Raw genomic sequence first — 23,519 nt, forward strand, 5'->3', positions numbered from 1 at the left:
GGGCCGAGAGGGTTACCCTGGTTCGCTGTGAGCGTCCAATCGGTCTTCCCCCAACTCGAGCCGCTGCTGCCCAGGGTGTCCAAGCCGGTCCAGTACGTCGGCGGGGAGCTGAACGCGACCGTCAAGGAGTGGGACAGCACCACCGTGCGGTGGGCGCTGATGTACCCGGACGCCTACGAGGTCGGCCTGCCCAACCAGGGCGTCATGATCCTCTACGAGGTGCTCAACGAGATCGCCGACGTGCTCGCCGAGCGCACCTACGCGGTGTGGCCGGACCTGGAGAAGCTCATGCGGGAGCACGGCGTCCCGCAGTTCACCGTGGACGGCCACCGCCCGCTCGGCGCCTTCGACATGCTCGGCGTCAGCTTCTCCACCGAGCTCGGCTACACGAACATGCTCACCGCGCTCGACCTGGCCGGGATCCCGCTGCTGGCCGCCGACCGCACCGAGGACCACCCGGTCGTGCTTGCCGGTGGCCACTCCGCGTTCAACCCCGAGCCGATCGCGGACTACATCGACGCCGCAGTGCTCGGCGACGGCGAGGAAGCCGTCATCGAGATCTCGGACATCATCCGCGCGTGGAAGGCCGAGGGTCGCCCCGGCGGGCGCGACGAGCTGCTGACCCGCATGGCCGAGACCGGCGGCGTCTACGTCCCGCGCTTCTACGACTTCACCTACCGCCCCGACGGTCACATCGACACCGTCGGCCCCAACCGGCCGCGGGTGCCCGAGACCATCGCCAAGCGCACCACCATGGACCTCGACGCCTGGCCGTACCCCAAGAAGCCGCTGGTACCGCTCGCGGAGAGCGTGCACGAGCGGATGAGCGTCGAGATCTTCCGCGGCTGCACCCGAGGCTGCCGGTTCTGCCAGGCGGGCATGATCACCCGCCCGGTGCGCGAGCGCTCCATCGAGGGCATCGGCGCGATGATCCAGACCGGCCTGGCCGCCAGCGGGTTCGAGGAGGTCGGCCTGCTCAGCCTCTCCAGCGCCGACCACTCCGAGATCGGCGAGATCACCAAGCAGCTCGCCGACCGCTACGAGGGCACCAACACCGGCCTGTCGCTGCCCAGCACCCGGGTCGACGCGTTCAACATCGACCTGGCCAACGAGCTGTCCCGCAACGGCCGCCGCTCCGGGCTGACCTTCGCCCCCGAGGGCGGCAGCGAGCGCATCCGCAAGGTCATCAACAAGATGGTGTCCGAGGAGGACCTCATCAAGACCGTCAGCGCCGCGTACGCGCAGGGCTGGCGGCAGGTGAAGCTCTACTTCATGTGCGGGCTGCCCACCGAGACCGACGACGACGTGCTGCAGATCGCCGAGATGGCCAAGAACGTCATCCGCGCCGGTCGGGTCGCCAGCGGCCGCAAGGACATCCGCTGCACGATCTCCATCGGCGGGTTCGTGCCCAAGCCGCACACCCCGTTCCAGTGGGCCGCGCAGTGCGACCCGGACACCATCGACTCGCGGCTGCGCAAGCTGCGGGAGGCCGTCAACTCCGACCGCGACCGCAGCCTCGGCCGCAACATCGGCATGCGTTACCACGACGGCAAGCCCAGCATCATCGAAGGCCTGCTCTCCCGCGGTGACCGCCGCGTCGGCCGGGTCATCGAGGCCGTGTGGCGCGCGGGCGGCCGGTTCGACGGCTGGAGCGAGCACTTCTCCTACGAGCGCTGGACCACCGCCGCGTCGGCCGTGCTCGAGCCGCTCGGGGTGTCCCTGGACTGGTTCACCACCAGGGAGCGCACCGAGGAGGAGGTCCTGCCCTGGGACCACCTGGACTCCGGCCTGGAGAAGAACTGGCTCTGGGACGACTGGCAGGACGCGCTCGACGAGCGCGAGCAGGACGACTGCCGGTGGACCCCCTGCTTCGACTGCGGCGTCTGCCCCGCGATGGGCACCGACATCGAGATCGGCCCCACCGGGCGCAAGCTGCTGCCGATCAGCCCGGTCGGCGTCGGGTCGCCGGTGCGGAACCCGGCGCTGTCCTCCCCATGATCATCCGGCTGGCCACCGACGCGGACATCGCGTCGGTGGCCGCGCTGCGCTTCCGGGCGGCCGAAGAGGACGCTGGCGAGCCCATCACCGATCCGGGGTACGCCGAGGAGTTCACCCGGTGGTGGCACGCCGAGCGGTCGCACCGGGAGTTCTGGATAGCCGAGACGGACCGCCCGATCGGGTTCTGCTGCCTGGTGCGGGTCACCCGCATGCCGAAGGCAGGACAACCGGCAGGCGCATGGGGCTACCTCAGCAACTTCTTCGTCCTGCCCGAGTACCGCGACGCGGGCGTAGGGGCGGCGCTGATGGCCGCGTTGCTCAAGCACGCCGAGGAGCACGGCTACCCGCGTGTGGTTCTTACACCGACCAAGCGCGCGATCCCGTTCTACAAGCGCGCGGGGTTCAGTCCGGCCGAGTCGATGCTCTTACGGCCTACGGAGTAACGGCGGCCAGCGCGTCGACCATCCCGTGGCCGTAGAAGCTGTTGAACGGCGCGTACCCCGAGCAGTACGCGTCCTGCCCGCCCGCGCCGTCGAGGTCGTAGTCCGCCGGGCAAGCGATGCTCTCAGCCTGAGAGGTCAGCAGCCGCATCAGCTTCTGCGGTGACGCACCCGGGTGCGTGGAGGCCAGCAACGCCGCCACCCCGGACACGTGCGGCGCCGCCATCGACGTCCCGCACACCTGCGCGTAGCCGCCCGGCACGGTCGACAGGACGCACCGACCCGTGGACGGCTCGCCACCCGGGGCGGTCACGTCGATCACGCCCAGTCCGTACGCGCTGTACCCGGCCTTCACCCGATCCGGGCCAACCGCGGACACCGCGACCACTCCGCGCAACCCCGCTGGCAGCACCCGGCAGCTGCTGTCGAGCTTGCGCCACTGCCCGTCCGGTCCGGCGGTCTGCCCGCTCGGCGACGCCAGGTCGAGGCTTTCGTTGGACGCCGCGGCCACGGTGAGCACGCCCTTGCCGGTGGCGTAATCGGCCGCGCGGCGCACCGCCTCGAAGACCACCCGCTCCTCGCCCCGGTCGCAGGTCAGCGGCCACGGGTCGACGAAGTAGCTGTTGTTGGCGACCGCCATGCCGTTGGCCGCGGCCCACATCAGCCCGCACACCACCGACTCCGGCCGCACCGTCCCGTCGTCGTCGACCACCTTCACCGAGGCCAACCGCACCCCGGGGGCCACGCCGGTGATCCCCTTGCCGTCATCGGCCGCGGCGATGATGCCCGCGACGTGCGTGCCGTGCACCGAGGTCGTCGGCGCCCAGGCCGCCGGGTTCTGGTCTGCCTTGCCGCTGACGCAGCCAGCCGACCGCGATGCGTCCACCGCGTGCGCGAGGTCCGGGTGGGTCACGTCGATGCCCGAGTCCAGCACCCCGACCAGCACGTCCCGGCTACCCGCGGTCACCGCGTGCGCGGCGTCGGCGCGGATGAGGCCCATGTCCCACTGCTCGCCGGAGCGGTCCTCCGCCGTGTCGCCGCCACCGGTGGTCACCTGCGCGGCCTGCCTGCCGTGCCGCCCGGCCGCCGCCTCCACCGCCTCGGTGCTGAACGCGCGGTCACGACCGACCCGTTCGGCGAAGCGCGGATCACCCGATGTGGCGACCCCGACGGCGATCTCGCCGTAGTAGGCAACCGTCGACCCGCAAGCCAACGTCATCTCGTGGGAGGCGCCCTCGGGACTGGTCCCCTCGGCGAACAGGACCAGGTAGCGCGACTGCGCGCCCGTGGGGTGGCAGGGCAGCGACCCGTCCTCCAGGGGTTCCCCGTCGGCGAGGAGGGGGACGGCGAAGGCCGCCGCGACCATCACGACGCTGACCGCTGCCGCCCTGGTCAGGCGGAGCAGAGGCACGGGCGACCTCCAGTGCGTTCCCTCGGCGGGGTTGACCACTTCCGTGCGGACGCTAGCCGGCCGCGAAGAGGGAAACAAGCTCGCGAGCCGAATTGGCGCTGCCGGTACGGTGCCACCAACGGTGGTGGGCTCACCACCGGAGCACCACCAGACCACCAGAAGGAGTAATCCTGAGCCGCCAGGACCAGCCCAACCCCTCGGCGCCGCCGGTGCAGAAGATCCGGCTCCGCTACGCCAAGCGGGGCAGGCTCCGCTTCACCTCCCACCGAGACGTGGCCAGGGCGTTCGAGCGGGCGCTGCGCCGCGCGGGCGTGCCGATGGCCTACTCGCAGGGGTTCAACCCGCACCCGAAGATCTCCTGGATCGGCGCCGCGCCGACCGGCGTGGCCAGCGAGGCGGAGTACGTCGAGGTCTCCCTGGTCGAACGGGTCGACCCGGCCACGCTCGCCCAGGTGCTCGACACCGCGCTGGCCCCCGGGCTCGACGTACTCGAGGCCGTCGAGGCCGGTCCCGGCGGGTTCGCCGAGCGCATGGAGGCCAGCGACTGGCGCATCGAGCTGCCGGGCGTGGACCCCGGTGACCTGCGCGGCGCCGTCGAGCGGCTGCTGGCCACCGAGCACGTGGAGGTGGAGCGGCTGACCAAGGACGGCAGGCGGCTCATCGACGCGCGACCGGCCGTGATCAGGGCTGTGGTGCTCGAAGGGCCCGCGGAGACCGAGGAAACCCCTATTGATGACGACGCGCCGGGACGTGTGGGCGCGGACATGTCCTACCCGGAGCGTTCGTGTGGGATACTGCGTGTGGTCGTCCGGCAAACAACACCTGCCGTGCGGCCCGACGACGTACTGAGCGCGCTGCGTGTCGTCGCCGCTCTGGAACCACCGGTCCCCGCGAAGGCGACCCGGTTGGCCCAGGGGCGGCTTGACGACGATGGCGGTCTGTCCGACCCGCTGGCCCTCGACAGGCAGGCGGGCCTCGGGTAGTCCATCGGGGAATCGGAGCGCCTCTACCGTGGTCGAACGACCTGCCGCTGGCGGGCCGTGGTCGGTGACGGCCACGCCGCGGCGGTGTCAGGCGAGGATTCCCGCCGCCACAGCGCGGTGGAAAGGACAACTAGGCCCCTGAGCGGCACGCGTCCGCACGACGCGCCCGGGGGCGGAGGAGCTACATGTCGGATATGTCCACCCCTGCCGGAAGTGCCGGCGGGGCTACCACCACACCCAGCGACCAGGCCGCGGCCGACCTGCTGGCCCAGGTGCCAGCCAAGGTCCGCGTGCACGCGCTGGCCAAGCTGCTCGAGGTGAGCAGCAAGGACGTCCTCGCGGCCCTGGAAGGCCTCGACGAGGCGGTGCGCGGCGCGCAGTCGAGCGTGTCCAAGGACACCGCGGAGCGGGTGATCCTGGCGCTGCTGGCGCCGGAGAGCACCCAGGACGAGCCGGTCGCCGCGCAGGCCCCGGCCAAGGCCACGCGCACCAAGCAGGCCAAGGCGGCTCCCGCCGAGGCCGTAACCGAGACGGCTCTGCCTGAGCCTGCCGCCACCGAGCCGGAGCCTGTCGAGCCCGCGCCTCGCCGAATCCCCCCGACGCCGGTGTTCGCCTCCGCGTCGCCGCTGTTCCTGCCGCCGGAGCCCACGACGGCCCGACCGGCGCCCACCCAGCCGGTGGTCGTCGCGCCGGAGCCCGTCGAGGACGAGGTCAGCGAGCCGGAGCAGCCCGAGCAGGACCACAACGACGATGACGACGACGGCGGTTCCGGCCGTCGCCGCCGCCGTGGTCGCCGTGGTCGCGGTCGGGGCAAGGGCGCCGCGGACGACGCGGAGAACACCGAGGACGAGGCCCCCGCCGCCGCTGCCGAGGAGTCCCAGGAGGACACCGAGGCGGAGGAGGAGCAGGCCGAGGCAGGCGACGGTGCCACCAGGCGCCGCCGTCGCCGTCGTCGCCGCAAGGGCGGGGACGACGACAGCGCCGACGCTGGGGACGACCCGCCCAACACCGTCGTCCACGTCCGCGACGCCCGCGAGTCGCGGGAGACCCGCGAACCGCGCGACGCCCGCGACGACCACCGCGGCGAGGCCGCCCGCGACGAGGTGCGCAGCGTGCGCGGCTCGACCCGGCTCGAGGCCAAGCGCCAGCGCCGCCGCGACGGCCGGGAGGCGGGCCGCAGGCGCGCCCCGATCCTGTCCGAGGCCGAGTTCCTGGCCCGCCGCGAGGCCGTCGACCGCGCGATGGTCGTGCGCGAGCACGGCGACCGCACGCAGATCGGCGTCCTGGAGGACGGCGTGCTCGTCGAGCACTTCGTCACCTCGTTCGGCACCGGCTCGCTGGTCGGCAACGTCTACCTGGGCCGCGTGCAGAACGTGCTGCCCAGCATGGAAGCCGCGTTCGTCGACATCGGCCGCGGCCGCAACGCCGTGCTCTACGCCGGTGAGGTCGACTGGGACGCCGCCGGGCTCGAGGGCAAGGCCCGCAAGATCGAGCAGGCGCTGTCCACCGGCGACAGCGTGCTGGTCCAGGTCACCAAGGACCCGGTCGGGCACAAGGGCGCCCGGCTGACCACCCAGATCAGCCTCCCCGGCCGCTTCCTGGTCTACGTGCCCGGCGGCGGCGCCACCGGCATCTCCCGCAAGCTCCCGGAGAACGAGCGGCGCAGGCTCAAGGACGTCCTCAAGCGGATCGTCCCCGAGGACGCCGGTGTGATCATCCGCACCGCCTCGGAGGGCATCAGCGAGGAGGAGCTCGGCCGCGACGTGCGCCGCCTGCAGGCCCAGTGGCAGGTCATCAAGGAGAAGTCGGGCGGCAACGGCGGCAAGCGCACCAGCGCCCCCGCGCTGCTCTACGAGGAGCCCGACCTGCTGGTCAAGGTCGTGCGCGACCTGTTCACCGAGGACTTCACCTCGCTGGTCGTGCAGGGCGACACCGCCTGGGAGACCATCGACGCCTACGTCCGCCACGTCGCCCCCGAACTGCTCGACCGGGTCCGCAAGCACGTCGGCGTGTCCGACGTGTTCGCCACCCACCGGGTCGACGAGCAGCTGCTCAAGGCGCTCGACCGCAAGGTCTGGCTGCCCTCCGGCGGCTACCTGGTGATCGACCGCACCGAGGCCATGACGGTCATCGACGTCAACACCGGCAAGTTCACCGGCTCCGGGGGCAACCTCGAGGAGACGGTCACCCGCAACAACCTGGAGTCGGCCGAGGAGATCGTCCGCCAGCTGCGGCTGCGCGACATCGGCGGCATCATCGTGATCGACTTCATCGACATGGTGCTGGAGTCCAACCGGGACCTGGTGCTGCGCAGGCTCACCGAGTGCCTCGGCCGCGACCGCACCCGCCACCAGGTCGCCGAGGTCACCTCGCTGGGCCTGGTGCAGATGACCCGCAAGCGGGTCGGCACCGGCCTGCTGGAGGCCTTCAGCAGCACCTGCGAGCACTGCAAGGGGCGGGGTGTCGTCGTCACCACGGAGCCGGTCGCCAAGGCGCCCGCCAACGGCGCCGCCCCCGCCCCGCAGGCCACCCAGCCCGCGGCGGAGAAGTCCCAGGGCGGTGGCAGGCGCAACCGCAACCGCGGTGGCGGCGGCGAGCAGTCCCGCGACGAGGCCGCCAAGGTCGCCGTGCGCGACATCGCCAAGGCCACGACCAAGCACGGTGACGACGAGCACACCCCCGTCGAACCCGTCGCGGTCGCCGTCGAGGAGCACACGACCAACGGCACCCGCCCGCACGTCGAGGAGCCCAAGCCGGTCGCCGAGGTCGAGCCCAGGGCCGAGGAGGCCCCGACCAGCAGGCGCAGGCGGCGCTCCGCCAGCAGGGCGCCCGGCGCGGCGGCCCCGGTCACCGCGACCGAGTCCTGGTCGCCGCCGGAGCCGGTGCGCGCGGAGCCCGAACCCGCCGTGTCCGCCTCGGCCGCCGAGGTGCGCTCCGCCTCGCAGCCGAGGGAGACCCAGCAGGTCGAACCGCAGGTCACCGAGCCGGTCGCCGCCGTGGTCCCGCCGCGGCGCCGAGTGGCCAGGCGGGCCGCCTCACGCCCGGCCGGACCCCCGGTCGACGTGGCGCAGGAAAGCTGATGACGAGGGGTCGAACCGCGGGTAAAGCCACCCCGGTTTGACCCCTCTTCCAGCAGGCACGTAACCTGTCTCATGGCCCGCCGCTCGGTGGGCTGTGTCGTGCGAAGCCCGATCCGGTCGCTGTGTCGCGGATGAGGGCGGCAGGACCCCCACCGTCTAGTAGCAGGAGACTTCCGTCCCGATGTACGCGATCGTCAAGACCGGCGGCAAGCAGTACAAGGTGGCTGTCGGCGACGTCGTCGAGGTCGAGAAGCTCGAGGGCGCGCCGGGCACCGAGCTGAACCTCGCCGCGGTGCTCGTCGTCGACGGCACCGACGTCACCACGGACGTGGACGCCCTGGCGAAGGTCTCGGTGACCGGCAAGGTCGTCGAGCAGACCAAGGGCCCCAAGATCCGGATCCACAAGTTCAAGAACAAGACCGGGTACCACAAGCGACAGGGTCACCGCCAGAAGTTGACCCGCGTCGAGGTCACCGGCATCACCAAGTAGAGGACCTGAGCAGCCATGGCACACAAGAAAGGCGCGTCCAGCTCACGCAACGGACGCGACTCGAACGCCCAGTACCTCGGCGTGAAGCGCTACGGCGGCCAGGTCGTCAAGTCCGGCGAGATCCTGATCCGCCAGCGCGGCACCAAGTTCCACCCCGGTGTGAACGTGGGTCGCGGCAAGGACGACACCCTCTTCGCGCTCGCCGCCGGTTCGGTCCAGTTCGGCAGCAAGCGTGGCCGCAAGACCGTCAACATCGTCCCGGTCGAGGCCTGAGCCCCGCGGACGCACGCTAGACCCTTCAGACGAGGGGCGGGCTGGACGACTCCGGCCCGCCCCTCGTCCGTTTGTCGAGAGGAAGTCCCCTGGTGTCCCGTTTCGTCGACCGGGTCGTCATCCACGTCGCCGCTGGCAGTGGCGGCAACGGCTGCGCCTCGGTGCACCGCGAGAAGTTCAAGCCGCTCGGCGGCCCTGACGGCGGTGACGGCGGCAACGGTGGCGACGTCGTGCTGGTCGTCGACAACAACGTGCACACCCTGCTCGACTTCCACTTCCGCCCGCACGCGGACGCGGACAGCGGCAAGCAGGGCCAAGGCGCCAACCGCGACGGCGCCACCGGGGAGAACCTGGAGCTCAAGGTCCCCGACGGCACCGTGGTGCTCGACGAGTCCGGCGAGATCGTGGTCGACCTGGTCGGCCACGGGACCCGGTTCATCGCCGCCCGGGGCGGCCGGGGCGGGCTGGGCAACGCCGCGCTGGCGTCCAAGGCCCGCCGCGCCCCCGGGTTCGCCCTGCTGGGCGAGCCGGGCGAGACCCGCGACCTGGTCCTGGAGCTGCGCTCGGTGGCCGACGCGGGGCTGCTCGGCTTCCCGTCGGCAGGCAAGTCGTCGCTGATCGCGGTGGTGTCCTCGGCCAAGCCCAAGATTGCCGACTACCCGTTCACCACGCTCGTGCCGAACCTGGGCGTGGTCACCGCGGGCGACTCGATCTACACCATCGCCGACGTACCCGGCCTGATCCCGGGCGCCAGCCAGGGCAAGGGCCTCGGCCTGGACTTCCTGCGCCACATCGAGCGCTGCTCGGTGCTGGTGCACGTGGTCGACTGCGCGACCTACGAGCCCGGCCGCGACCCGCTCTCGGACATCGACGCGCTCGAGGCCGAACTGGCCCGCTACACCCCGGCACTGGGCGGAAACCTCGCCGACCGGCCCCGGCTGGTGGTGCTCAACAAGCTCGACGTGCCCGAGGCGCGGGAGCTGGCCGAGTTGGTGCGCCCGGAGATCGAGGCGCGCGGGTTGCCGGTGTTCGAGATCTCCACCGTGACCAGGGCGGGCCTGCGGGAGCTGACCTTCGCGCTCGCCAAGGTCATCGAGGAGGACCGGGCGAGCAGGCCCGCGCCCGAGGCCACCCGGATCGTGCTGCGGCCTACCGCCGTCGACGACGCGGGCTTCACCGTCGAGCACGACCCCGACGACGACACCGGGTTCATCGTCCGCGGCGAGCGCCCGGACCGCTGGATCCGGCAGACCGACTTCAACAACACCGAGGCCGTGGGCTACCTGGCCGACCGGCTGGCCCGTCTCGGTGTCGAGGAGGCGCTGGCCAAGGCCGGTGCGGTCCCCGGCTGCCCGGTGACCATCGGCGGCGTCAGCTTCGACTGGGAGCCCTCCACCCCGGCGGGCGTGGCGATGATGATGCACAACCGCGGTGCCGACCCGCGCCTGGACCGCCCGAGCCGCGTGGGTGCCCCCGAGCGCAAGGCCCAGAAGGTCCTGCGCCGCACCCCGTTCGAGGAACTGCTCGACGAGGACGAGGAGTGAGCACCCGCGCCGCGGTCGCCGGAGCCCGGCTGGTCGTGGTGAAGGTCGGCTCGTCCTCGCTGACCACGGCGGAGGGCGGGCTCGACCCGGCGCGGTTGGACGCCCTGGTCGACGCGGTCGCCGCGCGCAGGGCAGCGGGCAGCCAGGTGGTGCTGGTGTCGTCCGGCGCGATCGCGGCCGGGTTGGCGCCACTGGGCCTGGCTCGCCGTCCGCGTGACCTCGCAACCCAGCAGGCCGCCGCGAGCGTGGGCCAGATCGCCCTCGGGCACGCGTACGTGGCGTCGTTCGGGCGGTACTCGCTGCGCGTCGGCCAGGTCCTGCTGACGGCGGACGACATCGTCCGCCGCTCGCACTACCGCAACGCGCAACGCACCTTGACCCGCCTGCTCGCCTTGGGCGCGGTCCCCGTGGTCAACGAGAACGACACGGTCGCCACCGAGGAGATCCGCTTCGGCGACAACGACCGCCTGGCTGCGTTGGTGGCCCACCTCATCGGCGCGGACGCCCTCGTCCTCCTGTCCGATGTGGACGCCCTCTACGACGGCGACCCCCGCCTCGGAGCGGCCCGGCGCATCGCCGAGGTCGCTGGCGAGTCCGATGTGGAGGGAGTGCGCGCCGGAACCGTTGGCGCCTCAGGCTTGGGGACCGGTGGAATGGCCTCCAAGCTGGCCGCCGCCCGACTCGCCGCCGCCGCAGGAGTACCCGTCCTACTGGCCGCCGCGTCCGACGCGCCGAACGCCCTGGGGCAGGCCGACGTCGGCACGGCCTTCGCCGCCACCGGCCGCCGCCTCACCTCCCGCCGCTTCTGGCTCGCCTACGCGGCTGACGCCACCGGCACCCTCACCCTCGACGACGGCGCTGTGGCCGCCGTCGTCGACCGCCGCCGCTCCCTCCTCGCCCCCGGCATCACCACCGTCAAGGGCGACTTCCAGGCAGGCGACGTCGTCGAACTGGCCACCCTCACCGGCAAGGTCATCGCCCGCGGCATCACCAACTTCGACGCCACCGAACTCCCCGCCCTCATCGGCCACCCCACCCAACCCCACCCCCCCGACCGCCGCCGCGAAGTAATCCACGCCGACGACCTGGTCCCCCTCACCCACACCACCTAGCCCCCGCGGGCCCATGCCGCCCACGGCTCGGCCTTAGGTGTGGCTTCGGCTCACCGCCGCACGACCTTGCCTGCGGCGAGGGATCCCGCCTACCCAGGGCTTGGCCCACCGCCGCACGAGCTAGCTCACCCGTGTGGCGCTCCCTGACTGGGCGTCGCTTGGCCTTGGGGCGAGGCCTTGGCTTGAGCGGTGTCTGCCTGTCAGCGTGGCCTCGGCCCCAGCTTCGGTGTCGCTCCCGCAAGCGCGGCCGGGCGTCGCGGGTGTTCGACCTGAGTGCGGCTTTGGTGTGAGCACGGGAGTGCAGGATCGGTCCTCTATGGACCAGGTTGGCGATTCAGTTGTCACGACTCCTGTCGAGTGGGGTCTCCTTTCTGCGATCGTTGCGGTGGTTGTGTGCTGCGCGGGGCCTCAGCTGGTGGTGGCCAAGGCGAACGGGAGGACCGCGGTGGCTCCTGCGTCGCGCAGCAGGGTGGTGCCGACTGTCATGGTCCAGCCGGTGTCGATGCGGTCGTCGACCAGCAGGAGTGGGCCGGGGGTCGCGCGGACGCGCTCACCCAGGTCCTCGTCCACTGACATCGAGTTCCACAGCCAGGCCAACCGTTGTGCGCTGTTGGCCCGTGGAGCCGACGCGCCGACGGTGACCGTGCCCAGCAGTGGGAGGCGGCCGATCGACGCGATCGCGCTCCCGAAGCTGGACACCAGTCGGGGGTGGCGGGTGGAGCCGACGGTGACCACTCCGGCTGGTCGCTCGCTCCACCCCCACGCGGCCAACACCTTCACGCAGGCGTCGACCAGGTCTGGGGGTACCTCGGTGTCCTCTGTGGACGCGAACAGGTCCCGCAGCCGGTTGCCCCACCCGATGTCGGTCAACCGCCCCAACGCCCGGCCCGGCTCGGCTAGGCGGCCCGCCGGTATCTTCCCCGTGAGCGCGACGCCGAGCGTTGCCATTGCTGTCGGCCAGGCCTTCTTTGGCGTGACCTCGACCCCGGGCCGACGTAATTTCTCTTGGGCGATGGCCATCTCCTCCGCGGACACCGTGGCTTCCCGCAGTTGGCCGGAGCAGTTGTCGCACCGACCGCAGGGCGCGGCGTGCGGGTCGTCGAGTTGGCGGAGCAGGAACTCCATCCGACAGCCGGTGGTCTCCTGGTAGGCCAGGATCGCGTCCTGCTCGGCCTGCCGCGCGCTGGCGATCCGCCCGTACCGCTCGGCGTCGTACTCCCACGCCTGGCCCGTGTGCTCCCACCCGCCGCGCACGCGCCGTACCGCGCCGTCGACGTCGAGCACCTTCAGGACCATCTCCAAGCGCCCTCGGGACAGGTCGACCCGGGGTTCCAGCGCCATAGTCGACAGCGGCCTGCCCGCCTCGGCCAACGCGGCGAGCACCTGGCGCACGAAGTGCTCGGGTGGGAACGCGAGCGAGGCGAAGTACGACCAGATGTCCTTGTCCTCGGTGCCCGGCAACAGCACCACATCCGCTCGCAGCACACCACGACCGGCACGCCCGATCTGCTGGTAGTACGCGATGGGGGATTGCGGCGCGCCCACGTGCACCACGAAACCCAGGTCCGGTTTGTCGAACCCCATTCCCAGCGCCGAGGTCGCGACCAACGCCTTGACCCGGTTCGCCAGCAGGTCGTCCTCGGCGCGCAACCGGTCCGTGGTGTCGGTCCGACCGGTGTAGGACTGCACCTCATACCCGCGTTCCCGCAAGAACGACGCCAACTCCTCGGCGGCCGCGACCGTCAGCGTGTAGATGATCCCGGATCCGGTGAGCTTGCCCAGGTTCTCCGCGAGCCACGCCCACCTCGCTTGCGGCGTCGGCAGCCGCAACACGCCCAACCGCAGGCTTTCCCGGTCCAAGGCGCCGCGCAGGACCAACGCGTCCTCCGCGCCAAGTCCCAGTTGGTGCGCCACGTCCCGAACCACCCGGTCGTTGGCCGTCGCAGTGGTGGCGAGGACCGGCACTCCCGGACGCAGTTCACCCAGCAGTGTCCGCAAGCGACGGTAGTCAGGCCGGAAGTCGTGGCCCCAGTCGGAGATGCAGTGCGCCTCGTCGACGACCAGCATCCCGGCGGACGCCGTCAACCGGGGGAGCACCGAGTCGCGGAAGTCCGGGTTGTTCAGCCGCTCCGGGCTCACCAGCAGCACGTCGACCTCGCCAGTGGCGACGGCCTCGTGCACCCGGTCCCAGTCCTCGGCGTTCGCCGAGTTGATCGTCGCCGCCCGGACACCGGCCCGCGCCGCCGCCTCCACCTGGTTGCGCATGAGGGCGAGGAGTGGTGACACGATCACCGTCGGCCCCTCGCCCAGCTCGCGCAGCAACGCGGTGGCCACGAAGTACACAGCGGACTTGCCCCAGCCGGTGCGCTGCACCACTAATGCCCGACGGCGCCTCGCGACCAGGGCCTCGATGGCCGTCCACTGATCGTCGCGCAGCGTCGCCCCGGGGCCAGCCAGGGCGCGCAGTCGTTCTTCCGCCGAGTTTCGCAATGCGATGTCGTCCACGTCACATGGATACCGCGTCGGGGCGAGTGGCGTCGAGCGGGTGTCGGTGCCCTGTGGACAACTCGGGACGTTGTGGATGGACCCGCCGCGCGCGGACGCGCACCATCCGCGCGGGGCGGGTCCCCGATCATGGTGACCGGGATCCCCGGCGGGCGAAGCGGCAGCTTTCCGCCGGAGCTGTGGGGATCGCTCAGATCCGGACCATGACCTGGTCGAGATCCTTGCGGATCAGGCGCGGGACCGTGGCGTCCTCGGCCGCGTAACCGACCGGGATCACCGCGAACGCCTTCTCGTTCTTAGGCCTACCGAGCACCTCGGAGAGGAACTTCATCGGGCTGGGCGTGTGCGTTAACGCTGCCAGGCCCGACAGGTGCAACGCGGTCAGCAGCATGCCGACGGCGATGCCCACCGACTCGTCCACGTAGTAGTGCTTGTGCTGCTCGCCTTCCTCGTCCAGGAAGTACCGCTGCTCGAAGACGACGATGAGGAAGGGCGCGTCGGTCAGGTGGGGCTTGTTCTGGTCGGTCCCCAGTGGACGCAACGCGGAGAGCCACTCCTCGCCGAGCCTGCCCGCGTAGGAGATCTGCTCCTCGGTCTCCGCCGCCTCGCGGATCCGCGCGCGCACCTCGGGGTCGGTGACCAGGACGAACGTCCACGGCTGCTGGTGGGCGCCGGAGGGGGCGGTGGCCGCCACCGCTATCGCGTCCACGACGACCTGCTCGGGCACCGGTTCCGTGGAGAACGCGCGCACGGTTCTGCGCTGGTCCATCTTCGCGCGCAGATCAGCAGCCGCCTGCAGCGACTCCGCGGCCGAGACCTTGGCAGGTCGGTACGGCACGGGGTCGTACGGCTGATCGTGGATCGGTATCCAAGCCATGTCCGGCAGTCTCCCGGTCCGATCGCCACTCACGGTCATACCGATCCGGTCATAGGGCCGATGTCATGGCCCGAACGGTGGTGTCCGGAAGTCGGCCGCCACCCGGGGTGCGCATGATGTTGCTCATACGTGTCGCCGCATGTCAGGACGTGGGTCGGACCCGGCCGTAGGCTCCGGTCATGGCGCGCCGGATTGGCATCATGGGCGGCACCTTCGACCCCGTGCACCACGGTCACCTGGTGGCGGCGAGTGAGGTGCAGGCCCGGTTCGACCTGGACGAGGTCGTGTTCGTCCCGACCGGGGTGCCGTGGCAGAAGGAGGACCGCCAGGTCAGCGCCGCCGAGGACCGCTACCTCATGACGGTGGTGGCCACGGCGTCCAACCCCAGGTTCTCGGTGAGCCGCGTGGACATCGATCGCACCGGCGTGACCTACACCGTCGACACGCTTCGTGACCTCAGCGCGCAGTACCCCGACGCGGACCTCTTCTTCATCACCGGTGCCGACGCGCTGGAACAGATCCTCGGCTGGCACCGCGCTGAGGAGCTGTTCACCCTCGCGCACTTCGTTGGCGTTACCCGTCCCGGTTATAGCCTCGCCGACGCGCACCTACCGTCCGGGACCGTGAGCCTGGTGGAGGTCCCCGCCCTGGCCATCTCCTCCACGGACTGCCGCACGCGGGTCGAATCGGGTCTCCCGGTCTGGTACCTGGTCCCCGACGGGGTGGTCCAGTACATCTCCAAGCGCGGCCTCTACGCCGCTGGGGACTGACCAGCAGGTCACCCGGTACCCTCGACTGGTTGGACCCTGGGAAACCTGAACGAGGAGTGACGTGGCAGCGACGCACGAGGCACGCGAACTGGCGCTGGTCGCAGCTGGGGCAGCGGCGGACAAGAAGGCCACCGACGTGATCGTGCTGGACGTCTCCGACCAGCTCGTCATCACCGACTGCTTCGTGATCGCCTCCGCCGCCAACGAGCGGCAGGTCGGCGCGATCGTGGAGGAGGTGGAGGAGAAGCTGCGCCAAGCGGGCTCCAAGCCGGTCCGCCGCGAAGGCGCCCGCGAGGGCCGCTGGGTGCTGCTCGACTTCGTCGACGTCGTGGTGCACATCCAGCACGCCGACGAGCGCTCGTTCTACGGCCTGGAGCGGCTGTGGAAGGACTGCCCGCGCATCGACTTCGAGGCGGGCCCCTCGGATGTGACCGAGGACGCCGCCCCGGCCCGCGAGGACGTCGAGTGACCCTGCGCAGGCTCGTGCTCTGGCGCCACGGCGAGACCGACTACAACGCCTCGGGCCGGATGCAGGGCCACATCGACTCGAACCTCACCGAGGTCGGCCGCAACCAGGCCCGCTTCGCCGTACCCGCCCTGGCCCGGTTCTCCCCGGACGTCGTCGTGGCCTCTGACCTGCGCAGGGCCACCGACACCGCCACGGTGTTCAGTGAGGCGGTCGGCGTCCCGCTGCGGTTTGACAAGCGTTTGCGCGAGACCAACCTCGGGCACTGGCAGGGCAAGACCGGCGCCGAGATCGACGAGGAGTGGCCGGGTGGTCGCGCCGAGTGGCAGACCGACGCGACCTGGACCCCGCCCGGGGGCGAGTCCCGCGTAGAGGTCGCGGCCAGGGCTACCGAGGTGGTCGCTGGGCTCGACGAGGGGACTGACGAGACCGCGGTGCTGTGCGCGCACGGTGGCCTCATCACGGCGTTGACCGGGAGCCTCCTAGAGCTCCCCGTGGGCAACTGGTGGCAGCTCGGCAATATCTCCAACTGCCACTGGACGGTGCTAGCTCGCCGCGAGACCAGTGGGCTCGCCTGGCGTCTGATCGCGTACAACGTTGGCATCACCGGCTAGTGCCACCCGGGCGACCGTGCTGGTGTTCGGCGACTCGCTGAGCTTCCACGGCCCCGACGGTCCCCACCCGGCCAACGACGAGCGTCTGTGGCCCAACCTCGCCGCCGCGGCGGTCGACGCGCAGACCGAGCTGTTCGCGGGCTTCGGCTGGACCGCGCGTGACGCGTACTGGTCACTGGTGGGTGACCCTCGCGTGTGGACGCACATGCCCGACATCGACGCGTTGGTGCTAGCGGTCGGTGGCATGGACACGCTGCCGTCGCCACTACCGACCTACCTACGCCAGGGCATCCGTTACCTACGCCCAGACTGGTTGCGGCGCTATGTGCGTAGGGCCTACCTGGCTGTGCAGCCTTGGGCGTCCCGTGCGACCGGTGGATGGCCGGTGGCGCTACCGGCAGAGCTGACCGTCCGGTACCTCAACGACATCGTGGTCGCTGTCCGCGCGCTTCGCCCGGACGTGCCCGTGGTGGTCATGTTGCCCTCGGTCCACCGAGCGCCTGCGTACGGTCACATGCACGGCGGCAGGTCACGAACGCTCGCTCTTATGCGCGACTGGGCGGATCGGAACAACGTCGTGCCCTTCGACGTCGCCGAGGTCATCAGCGAGCACGTTCTGCGTGGTCACGGCAACCCTGACGGCATCCACTGGGGCTGGGAGGGGCACCGGATGGTCGCCACAGCGCTCGCCGGGCACCTTGCGCCGCTGTTGGCCGGGCGCCCGGACAACTAGGCTCCCAACACGTGCCCTTCGCCGTGCTCACCGACTCCACCGCCTACCTGCCGGAGGGCTCGGCAGACCGGCAAGGGGTCCACGTCGTCCCGCTGCTGGTGCGTGTGGACGGTCGAGAGGGCCGCGACGGTCTCGACATCGGGCCCGCCCAGTTGGCGGCCGCGCTCCGGGAGCGGCGGATGGTCACCACCTCCCGGCCCAACCCCGCCGAGTTCGCCGAGAACTTCCGCGCGCTGCTCGACGCCGGTGCCGACGGGGTGCTCTCGGTGCACCTCTCCCGGGAGCTGTCGGGGACCTGGGAGTCCGCTCGGCTGGCCGCTGAGGAGTTCGGTGCGGCGGTGCGGGTCGTCGACTCCAGGACAACGGCGATGGGCTTGGGGTTCGCCGTGCTCCGTGCGGCCGAGGTAGCGGCGACGGGCGCAGGGGGAGAGGCGGTAGAGGCTGCGGCTGTTGAAGCGGCCGCCGCGACCAAGTGCTTCTTCGTCGTCGAGACCCTCGAGTACCTGCGGCGCGGCGGGCGGATCGGCGCGGCGGCGGCGATGGTGGGGACGGCGCTGGCGGTCAAGCCGATCCTGCACGTGGCCGACGGGCAGATCGTGCCGCTGGAGAAGGTGCGCACCACCAGTCGCGCCGTCAGCCGTCTCGTCGACTTGGCTGTGGATGCGGCGGGGGAGTCGCCAGTGGGTATCGCCGTGCACCACCTCGCTGACCCGGATCGAGCGGCGGACCTGGCCACCCGGCTCGGCGCCCGCCTCCCGGGGGCGACCTGCGTGGTGTCCGAGCTGGGCGCGGTGATCGGCGCGCACACCGGACCCGGCGTGCTGGGCGTCGTCGTCGGCCCGCGCTGACCCCGGAGTTATCCACAACCCCACGAGCTGTCCACAGGAGACGGCGGCGCCTTTCCCCGCCCCCGTGGGGTTCCTACCGTCGGTTCCATGGCAGACGAACAGCGCGTCAAGCAGATCGACTCCGTCCTCGCCCGGCTCGCCTCGATCGCCGGGCGCCCCTGGGACCGGGGTGAGCCCCCGGCCGACCCACCCCGCAGGCGGTTCCCGGTCACCCTGGCCATCGGCCTCGCCATCGCGGGCGCGGCCATCGCCGGGGTACTGGCCCTTTCCGGGTCGTCGCCGCCTGGTGAACCGCCGCCTGCCCTGGCTGCGGCCGCCGTGGAGCAGCCCGCGGTGACCACGATCGTCGTCGACGTGGTCGGCAAGGTGCGTGAGCCAGGCCTGCGCACCCTGCCCGACGGCGCCCGTGTCGACGACGCCCTGCGCGCGAGCGGCGGCGTGCTGCCGGGAACCGACCTGGCTTCGCTCAACCTGGCCCGGAAACTGGTCGACGGCGAACAGATCCACGTCGGCGCGCCCGCACCGCCCGTGGTCGAGGACGTCCCCGAACCTGGCGGCAAGGTCAACCTCAACACCGCCACCCTCGCCCGCCTCGACACCTTGCCCGGCGTCGGCACGGTCACGGCCCAACGCATCCTCGACTGGCGGACCAAACACGGCCGCTTCACCAAGGTCGACCAACTCCGCGAGGTCGACGGCATCGGCCCCACCCGATTCGACACCCTCCGCGACCTGGTGGTCGTCCGATGACCCACGTCGGCACCGACACCACCATCGCCGCCCTCGGCGTCCTGACCTTCCTGGGCCTGGTTGTCCACTGGTCCGTCGCCGCTGTCCTCGCCGTCCTCATCTGCACCACAGCAGCCACCTTCAGCACTAGGAGCACACCATGAACTCAGCCCTTGTCGCGCGGCCCGGCTTACCCACTGGCGGATGCTCAGGCCTCGCTGGCCCTTCGGCGGAACGCCACTGTCGTAGGGGAATCCGCAACGACCCTGGCTAGTGGTCGCTTGAGGCAGCGGAGTCAGGGCGACGGTCCAGGCTTTCGAGGTGGGTCACCTGGGGCCGGGCGTGAGCTGACTGGGGCTACTGATCGGTTCTGCAGCGGCTTGGGCTTCACGATCGTGGATCGCTGGGGAGACCGGGCATCAAGTGATGGGTGTCGCTGGCGTGCGGGCTCAGCGCGAGGGGATTGTGCCTGCCGGCCCCGGCGATCGGATCGCGTTTTGCGGGGTGGTGGGACTGAGGGCGGGCCACGAAGTGCTTGCCCGTGTGTTGGTGATGTGTCGCTGTAGTCATGGGAATTGGGATGGCCGGGGCGTTCAGCTCGGTGGATTGCTTGGGAGACAGGGGGTGTGATGGGCGGGGATGTCGGTGGTCCGGACTGGCGGTTGGTGCCCGGGGCACTCGCGGTCTGGTTGGCCGGGTTGGCGGGGCTGTTGGTGCACTGGGTGCTTGCCATCGTGGTTGGTGGGGTGGCTGTGGTGCTAGGTGTCGTGCACCTGCGGCACACCAAGCGGATGCCGGTGATCAGGGCCGGTTGGCCGTTGGTGGCTTGCGGGTTGCTGGCTCTGTGTCCGGTGGCATGGCGGGTTCGGGAGGCGGCGAACGATCCGTTGCGGGTCGCCGCTGCTCATGAGGCGGTGGTCGAACTACGAGTGGAGGTGGCGGAACGCCCGAGGAACCTGCGGGCGAGTGGGTTTGGGGCCATGCCGTCGGGCGTGCGGTCGGTGATCATCCCGGCGACCGCCGAGGGCAGTCGGGTGCTGCTGTTCGCGCCGGTCGACCAGTGGGCCGGGCTCTTGCCCGGCCAGCAACTGGTGGCAGGCGGGACGCTCGGCCCAGCTGAGCCCGGCAGTCTGACTGTCGCCGTGTTGCGGGTTCGCGGGCCACCAACCGAGGTCACGGACGCTCCCGCGTGGCAGGTCGCCGCGCAAGGGCTCCGGGCCGGGCTCCGGCAGGCGTCCTCGGTCCTGGACGAGGAGTCCGCCGGGCTGCTGCCCGCGCTGGTGGTCGGGGACACCGAGGGGATGGCCCCGTCGGTGGACGACGACTTCAAGGCCGCCGGGATGGCGCACCTGCTGGCCGTCAGCGGCGCGAACCTGGCCGTGGTCTGCGTCGCCGTGCTGTTCCTGGTGCGGTTGACGCGGGTCGGGCCACGGGGGTCGGCGGTGGCAGCGCTGCTCGCACTCGTCGGGTACGTCGTCCTCGCCGGGCCGGAGCCCAGCGTCCTGCGGGCCGGGGTCATGGGCGCGATCGGGTTGCTGGCGCTCGCGCTCGGGCGGGAGCGGTCGGCGTTGCCCGCGCTCGCGGTGGCGGTGATCGTGCTCGTCGCGATCGACCCGGCGATGGCGGTCAGCTTCGGGTTCGTGCTGTCGGTGTTGGCGACGGCCGCCTTGGTACTCGTGGTGCCGGGGTGGGTCGATCGGCTGGCTCGGCGGCGGGTGCCCAGGTTGCTCGCCGAGGCGGTGGTCGTGCCTGCCGCGGCTCATCTCGCGACGGCGCCCGTCGTCGCCGGGATGAGCGGGCAGGTCAGCCTGGTCGCGGTGGTGGCCAACCTGGTCGCCGCACCGGTTGTGGCGCCCGCGACCGTGTTCGGTCTCGGGGCCGCGCTGGTCATGCCTGTCTCCCCGTGGGCGGCGGAATGGCTGGTGCGGCTGGCTGGGCCGGAGGTGGACTGGCTGGTGGTCGTCGGTCGCTGGGCAGCTCGAGTGCCCGGCGCGGCCGTCGACTGGCCGTCCGGGTGGTGGGGCGGGGTAGCACTCGCCCTGCTGGTCGGGGGCTTGGTGCTCGGGCTTCGCAGCCGGTCCACCAGGGTCGCCTTGGGTGTGGCCGTCGTCGTGGCGGTGCTCGTGCTGCTCCCGGTCCGGGTGCTGGCACCGGGATGGCCGCCACCCGGGTGGGCGGCCGTCGCCTGCGATGTCGGCCAGGGCGACGCCGTGGTTCTGTCCACAGAGGACCGCGAGCGGGCGGTCCTGGTCGACACCGGACCGGATCCGGCTCCCGTGCGGGAGTGCCTGGACCGGCTCGGTGTGCGGCAGGTGGCCTTGGTGATCCTCAGCCACCTGCACGCCGATCACGTGGGCGGGCTGGAGTCTGTGTTGGCCGACCGCTCGGTCGGTGCGGTCGCGGTCGGGCCGGGGCGCGCGCCGGAATGGGCGTGGCGGCAGGTCCGGGCGCAGACCGCCGCGGCGCACGTGCCGTTGGTCAGCGTGATCGCAGGTCAGCGGATGGCCTGGCCGGGATTGACAGTGGAAGTGCTTGCCCCACAGGGAGAGGAGGAACGTACCGAGACAGATGGCACGGCGATCAACAACCGCTCGGTGGTCTTGCGCGCGACCACCAAGGCCGGGCGGGTGCTGCTCACCGGCGACGTCGAACTGGCAGCCCAGGCCGCCTTGCTGACCGGTCGGACGGACCTGGCGGCGGAGGTGGTGAAGGTCCCGCACCACGGTTCCCGTTACACCGCACCGGATTTCTTGGCGGCGGTGGGCGCGCGGATCGCCGTGGTCAGCGTGGGCGGGGGAAACCGCTACGGCCACCCCAGCCCACAGACCCTCACCGCCCTCACCCGCAGCGGCACCCACATCGCCCGAACCGACCGCGACGGCGACACAGCGATAGTCGCCGGACCGGGAGGTCCCGCCATGGTCCGCCGAGGCGACCCCAGGCCGCCACGCCGGTAGCCCCACGCCCACCGACGCACACTGGGGCTGCCGAATTGGGTCTTGGCAGCCGAACGGGCCCTGGTCGCGGACGCGGACCATCGCTGCTGGATGCGCCAGGCCGCCCGATCTTGCTGTGACAGCTGGATTAGGCCGCGACGGCAAGCTCGCGCAGAGGTAGCTGGATCCGGCGGCGACGGCTGGGATCGTGTCGTGCTGGCCGAATCGCGCGTAGCGGCCTGAGGCGTGGTTGGAACGGAACTCGCCACGGCTGCCGGAACGCGTGTTGGCGGTCGGAGCGGGTCGATGGCGGTTGGAGGGCGGAGACAGACGCGTCCCGTGGGTGGGGTGGGTGCGTCACCCCGCCCACGGGACGGCGAGTTAGGACCTGTGAGGCGAACGAGCGAGGTCAGGCGTGGTGCTGTCTGACCTGGAAAGGAGGTGGGGCTTAGCCGCGGTTGAGGACCTCGTGGACGGCGGCGGCCGTCGGGGGGATCGTGGCGCGGGGGCCGATGTGGTCCTGGACGGCGTCCAGGGTCTTGAGGCCGTCGCCGGTGATGAGGAGGACGGTGTCGGCGTCCGGGTCGAGCTGGCCGGTCTCGATGAGCTTCTTCGCGGTGGCGACGGTGACGCCACCGGCGGTCTCGGCGAAGATGCCCTCGGTGCGGGCCAGCAGGCGGATGCCCTCGACGACCTCGGCGTCGGTGACGTCCTCGACGGCGCCGCCGGTGCGGCGGACCGAGTCGAGCACGTACGGGCCGTCGGCGGGGGCGCCGATGGCCAGGGAGCGCGCGATGGTGTCCGGCTTGACCGGGCGGATCACGTCCGCGCCCGCCTTGAACGCCGCCGACACCGGGGAGCAGCCGGTGGCCTGCGCGCCGAAGATCCGGTACGGGGTGGGCTCGACCAGGCCCAGCTCGCCGAGCTCGCGGAACGACTTGTCCACCTTGGTCAGCTGCGAGCCGGACGCCACCGGGATCACGACCTGGCCGGGCAGGCGCCAGCCGAGCTGCTCGGCGACCTCGTAGCCCAGCGTCTTGGAGCCCTCGGCGTAGTACGGGCGGACGTTGACGTTGACGAACGCCCAGTCCTCGTGCTCGGCGGCGAGCTCGGTGGCCAGCCGGTTGACGTCGTCGTAGTTGCCGTCGACGGCGATCAGCGCACCGTCGTAGACGGCGGTGGTGAGGATCTTCGCGCGCTCCAGCGACGACGGGACCAGCACCACCGAGTCCCAGCCCGCGCGGGCGGCCGCGGCGGCGACGGCGTTGGCCAGGTTGCCGGTCGACGGGCAGGCCAGCACGCTGAAGCCCAGCGTGCGGGCGGCGGCGAGGGCGACCGCGACCACGCGGTCCTTGAACGAGTGCGTCGGGTTGCCGGTGTCGTCCTTGACCCACAGCGACTTCACGCCGAGCGCGGCGGCGAGCCGGTCGGCCTTGACCAGGCGGGTCAGGCCCGGGTCGGTGTTCGGGTGGCGCTCGACATCGGCGGGGACGGGCAGCAGGCGCTTGTAGCGCCAGATCGACTTGGGGCCCGCCTCGATGTCCGCCCTGGTCACGGTGCCGAAGTCGTAGGCGACCTCGAGGGGGCCGAAGCACTCGGCGCACGCGAACTCGGCGGCGAGGGGGATCTGGTGGCCGCACTCACGACAGGACAGCGCCCGGGCGGGGCCGAGGTCGATGGTGCTGGTCTGGACGTCGACAGAGGTCATCG

20 protein-coding genes are annotated in these 23,519 nt (G+C 71.5%); 16 read left to right on the forward strand and 4 right to left on the reverse strand.

Annotation, left to right across the window (positions count from 1 at the left end; translation table 11 throughout):
• The first annotated feature begins 27 nt into the window (after positions 1 to 27).
• On the forward strand, positions 28 to 1,998 hold the full coding sequence (locus tag LV79_RS25220; protein WP_253840716.1) for a TIGR03960 family B12-binding radical SAM protein: 1,971 nt from the start codon (positions 28 to 30) through the stop codon (positions 1,996 to 1,998).
• Positions 1,995 to 2,441, forward strand: coding sequence for a GNAT family N-acetyltransferase (locus tag LV79_RS25225; RefSeq protein ID WP_253840717.1), 447 nt, complete (start codon positions 1,995 to 1,997; stop codon positions 2,439 to 2,441). The genes LV79_RS25220 and LV79_RS25225 overlap by 4 nt, the downstream gene beginning before the upstream one ends.
• Here LV79_RS25225 and LV79_RS25230 read toward each other — a convergent pair.
• Positions 2,431 to 3,849 (reverse strand): S8 family peptidase, encoded by a 1,419-nt coding sequence (locus tag LV79_RS25230; RefSeq protein ID WP_253840718.1) that lies wholly within the window; start codon positions 3,847 to 3,849, stop codon positions 2,431 to 2,433. The two genes, LV79_RS25225 and LV79_RS25230, sit on opposite strands and share 11 nt — an antisense overlap.
• A gap of 209 nt (positions 3,850 to 4,058) precedes the next feature.
• Here LV79_RS25230 and LV79_RS25235 point away from each other — a divergent pair, with 209 nt between their 5' ends.
• From LV79_RS25235 to proB, 6 genes are all read left to right on the forward strand, one after another.
• On the forward strand, positions 4,059 to 4,832 hold the full coding sequence (locus LV79_RS25235; protein WP_253840719.1) for a TIGR03936 family radical SAM-associated protein: 774 nt from the start codon (positions 4,059 to 4,061) through the stop codon (positions 4,830 to 4,832).
• Between the two features lie 185 nt (positions 4,833 to 5,017).
• Positions 5,018 to 7,912: a translation initiation factor IF-2 N-terminal domain-containing protein gene (locus LV79_RS25240; protein ID WP_253840720.1), complete on the forward strand. Its 2,895-nt coding sequence runs from the start codon at positions 5,018 to 5,020 to the stop codon at positions 7,910 to 7,912.
• Positions 7,913 to 8,093: 181 nt separating this feature from the next.
• Positions 8,094 to 8,402, forward strand: coding sequence for a 50S ribosomal protein L21 (gene rplU / locus LV79_RS25245; protein WP_253840721.1), 309 nt, complete (start codon positions 8,094 to 8,096; stop codon positions 8,400 to 8,402).
• A 15-nt stretch (positions 8,403 to 8,417) separates the two neighbouring features.
• A complete protein-coding gene (gene rpmA, locus LV79_RS25250; RefSeq protein ID WP_092777103.1) occupies positions 8,418 to 8,675 on the forward strand; it encodes a 50S ribosomal protein L27 in 258 nt (85 codons plus the stop codon).
• Between the two features lie 89 nt (positions 8,676 to 8,764).
• Positions 8,765 to 10,219: a GTPase ObgE gene (obgE, locus tag LV79_RS25255; RefSeq protein ID WP_253841195.1), complete on the forward strand. Its 1,455-nt coding sequence runs from the start codon at positions 8,765 to 8,767 to the stop codon at positions 10,217 to 10,219.
• Positions 10,216 to 11,331 (forward strand): glutamate 5-kinase, encoded by a 1,116-nt coding sequence (proB, locus tag LV79_RS25260; RefSeq protein ID WP_253840722.1) that lies wholly within the window; start codon positions 10,216 to 10,218, stop codon positions 11,329 to 11,331. Before obgE ends, proB begins: the two co-directional genes overlap by 4 nt.
• A 408-nt stretch (positions 11,332 to 11,739) precedes the next feature.
• On the opposite strand, the gene LV79_RS25265 is transcribed toward proB, so the two are convergent.
• Both LV79_RS25265 and LV79_RS25270 read right to left on the reverse strand, forming a co-directional pair.
• The gene (locus tag LV79_RS25265; RefSeq protein WP_253840723.1) at positions 11,740 to 13,836 is read right to left on the reverse strand and encodes a RecQ family ATP-dependent DNA helicase; all 2,097 of its coding nucleotides are present in this window, start codon (positions 13,834 to 13,836) and stop codon (positions 11,740 to 11,742) included.
• A 190-nt stretch (positions 13,837 to 14,026) separates the two neighbouring features.
• A complete protein-coding gene (locus tag LV79_RS25270) occupies positions 14,027 to 14,713 on the reverse strand; it encodes a nitroreductase family protein (protein ID WP_253840724.1) in 687 nt (228 codons plus the stop codon).
• A gap of 179 nt (positions 14,714 to 14,892) precedes the next feature.
• Between LV79_RS25270 and nadD the strand changes: the two genes are divergently transcribed.
• The 8 genes from nadD (at position 14,893) to LV79_RS25310 (ending at position 21,830) form a co-directional block, all read left to right on the forward strand.
• The gene (gene nadD, locus LV79_RS25275) at positions 14,893 to 15,483 is read left to right on the forward strand and encodes a nicotinate-nucleotide adenylyltransferase (RefSeq protein WP_253840725.1); all 591 of its coding nucleotides are present in this window, start codon (positions 14,893 to 14,895) and stop codon (positions 15,481 to 15,483) included.
• Between the two features lie 61 nt (positions 15,484 to 15,544).
• A complete protein-coding gene (gene rsfS / locus LV79_RS25280) occupies positions 15,545 to 15,952 on the forward strand; it encodes a ribosome silencing factor (RefSeq protein WP_253840726.1) in 408 nt (135 codons plus the stop codon).
• The gene (locus LV79_RS25285; protein ID WP_253840727.1) at positions 15,949 to 16,563 is read left to right on the forward strand and encodes a histidine phosphatase family protein; all 615 of its coding nucleotides are present in this window, start codon (positions 15,949 to 15,951) and stop codon (positions 16,561 to 16,563) included. The genes rsfS and LV79_RS25285 overlap by 4 nt, the downstream gene beginning before the upstream one ends.
• Positions 16,547 to 17,296: a diglucosylglycerate octanoyltransferase gene (gene octT / locus LV79_RS25290; protein WP_253840728.1), complete on the forward strand. Its 750-nt coding sequence runs from the start codon at positions 16,547 to 16,549 to the stop codon at positions 17,294 to 17,296. Before LV79_RS25285 ends, octT begins: the two co-directional genes overlap by 17 nt.
• A gap of 11 nt (positions 17,297 to 17,307) precedes the next feature.
• The gene (locus LV79_RS25295; protein ID WP_253840729.1) at positions 17,308 to 18,144 is read left to right on the forward strand and encodes a DegV family protein; all 837 of its coding nucleotides are present in this window, start codon (positions 17,308 to 17,310) and stop codon (positions 18,142 to 18,144) included.
• Positions 18,145 to 18,231: 87 nt separating this feature from the next.
• Entirely contained in the window at positions 18,232 to 18,894 is a 663-nt protein-coding gene (locus tag LV79_RS25300; RefSeq protein ID WP_253840730.1) for a ComEA family DNA-binding protein, read from the forward strand.
• Positions 18,891 to 19,037: a hypothetical protein gene (locus tag LV79_RS25305; RefSeq protein WP_253840731.1), complete on the forward strand. Its 147-nt coding sequence runs from the start codon at positions 18,891 to 18,893 to the stop codon at positions 19,035 to 19,037. The genes LV79_RS25300 and LV79_RS25305 overlap by 4 nt, the downstream gene beginning before the upstream one ends.
• 465 nt (positions 19,038 to 19,502) lie before the next feature.
• Positions 19,503 to 21,830: a ComEC/Rec2 family competence protein gene (locus tag LV79_RS25310; RefSeq protein ID WP_253840732.1), complete on the forward strand. Its 2,328-nt coding sequence runs from the start codon at positions 19,503 to 19,505 to the stop codon at positions 21,828 to 21,830.
• Positions 21,831 to 22,257: 427 nt separating this feature from the next.
• Here the strand turns inward: LV79_RS25310 and thrC are convergent, their stop codons facing one another.
• Positions 22,258 to 23,517 carry a threonine synthase gene (thrC, locus tag LV79_RS25315; RefSeq protein WP_253840733.1) on the reverse strand — a complete coding sequence of 420 codons (1,260 nt, stop codon included), beginning with the start codon at positions 23,515 to 23,517 and terminating at the stop codon, positions 22,258 to 22,260.
• Between the last annotated feature and the right edge of the window lie 2 nt (positions 23,518 to 23,519).

Source organism: Actinokineospora globicatena (assembly GCF_024171945.1).
In the GTDB taxonomy this organism is placed as follows: Bacteria; Actinomycetota; Actinomycetes; order Mycobacteriales; family Pseudonocardiaceae; genus Actinokineospora; species Actinokineospora globicatena.

Excerpts from the sequence above, each read along its gene's own strand:
- LV79_RS25225 (WP_253840717.1), top strand. The coding sequence starts at position 1,995 with ATGATCATCCGGCTGGCCACCGACGCGGACATCGCGTCGGTGGCCGCG.
- LV79_RS25240 (WP_253840720.1), top strand. The coding sequence starts at position 5,018 with ATGTCGGATATGTCCACCCCTGCCGGAAGTGCCGGCGGGGCTACCACC.
- rplU (WP_253840721.1), top strand. The coding sequence starts at position 8,094 with ATGTACGCGATCGTCAAGACCGGCGGCAAGCAGTACAAGGTGGCTGTC.
- rpmA (WP_092777103.1), top strand. The coding sequence starts at position 8,418 with ATGGCACACAAGAAAGGCGCGTCCAGCTCACGCAACGGACGCGACTCG.
- LV79_RS25270 (WP_253840724.1), bottom strand. The coding sequence starts at position 14,713 with ATGGCTTGGATACCGATCCACGATCAGCCGTACGACCCCGTGCCGTAC.
- nadD (WP_253840725.1), top strand. The coding sequence starts at position 14,893 with ATGGCGCGCCGGATTGGCATCATGGGCGGCACCTTCGACCCCGTGCAC.
- LV79_RS25300 (WP_253840730.1), top strand. The coding sequence starts at position 18,232 with ATGGCAGACGAACAGCGCGTCAAGCAGATCGACTCCGTCCTCGCCCGG.
- LV79_RS25305 (WP_253840731.1), top strand. The coding sequence starts at position 18,891 with ATGACCCACGTCGGCACCGACACCACCATCGCCGCCCTCGGCGTCCTG.
- LV79_RS25310 (WP_253840732.1), top strand. The coding sequence starts at position 19,503 with ATGGGCGGGGATGTCGGTGGTCCGGACTGGCGGTTGGTGCCCGGGGCA.
- thrC (WP_253840733.1), bottom strand. The coding sequence starts at position 23,517 with ATGACCTCTGTCGACGTCCAGACCAGCACCATCGACCTCGGCCCCGCC.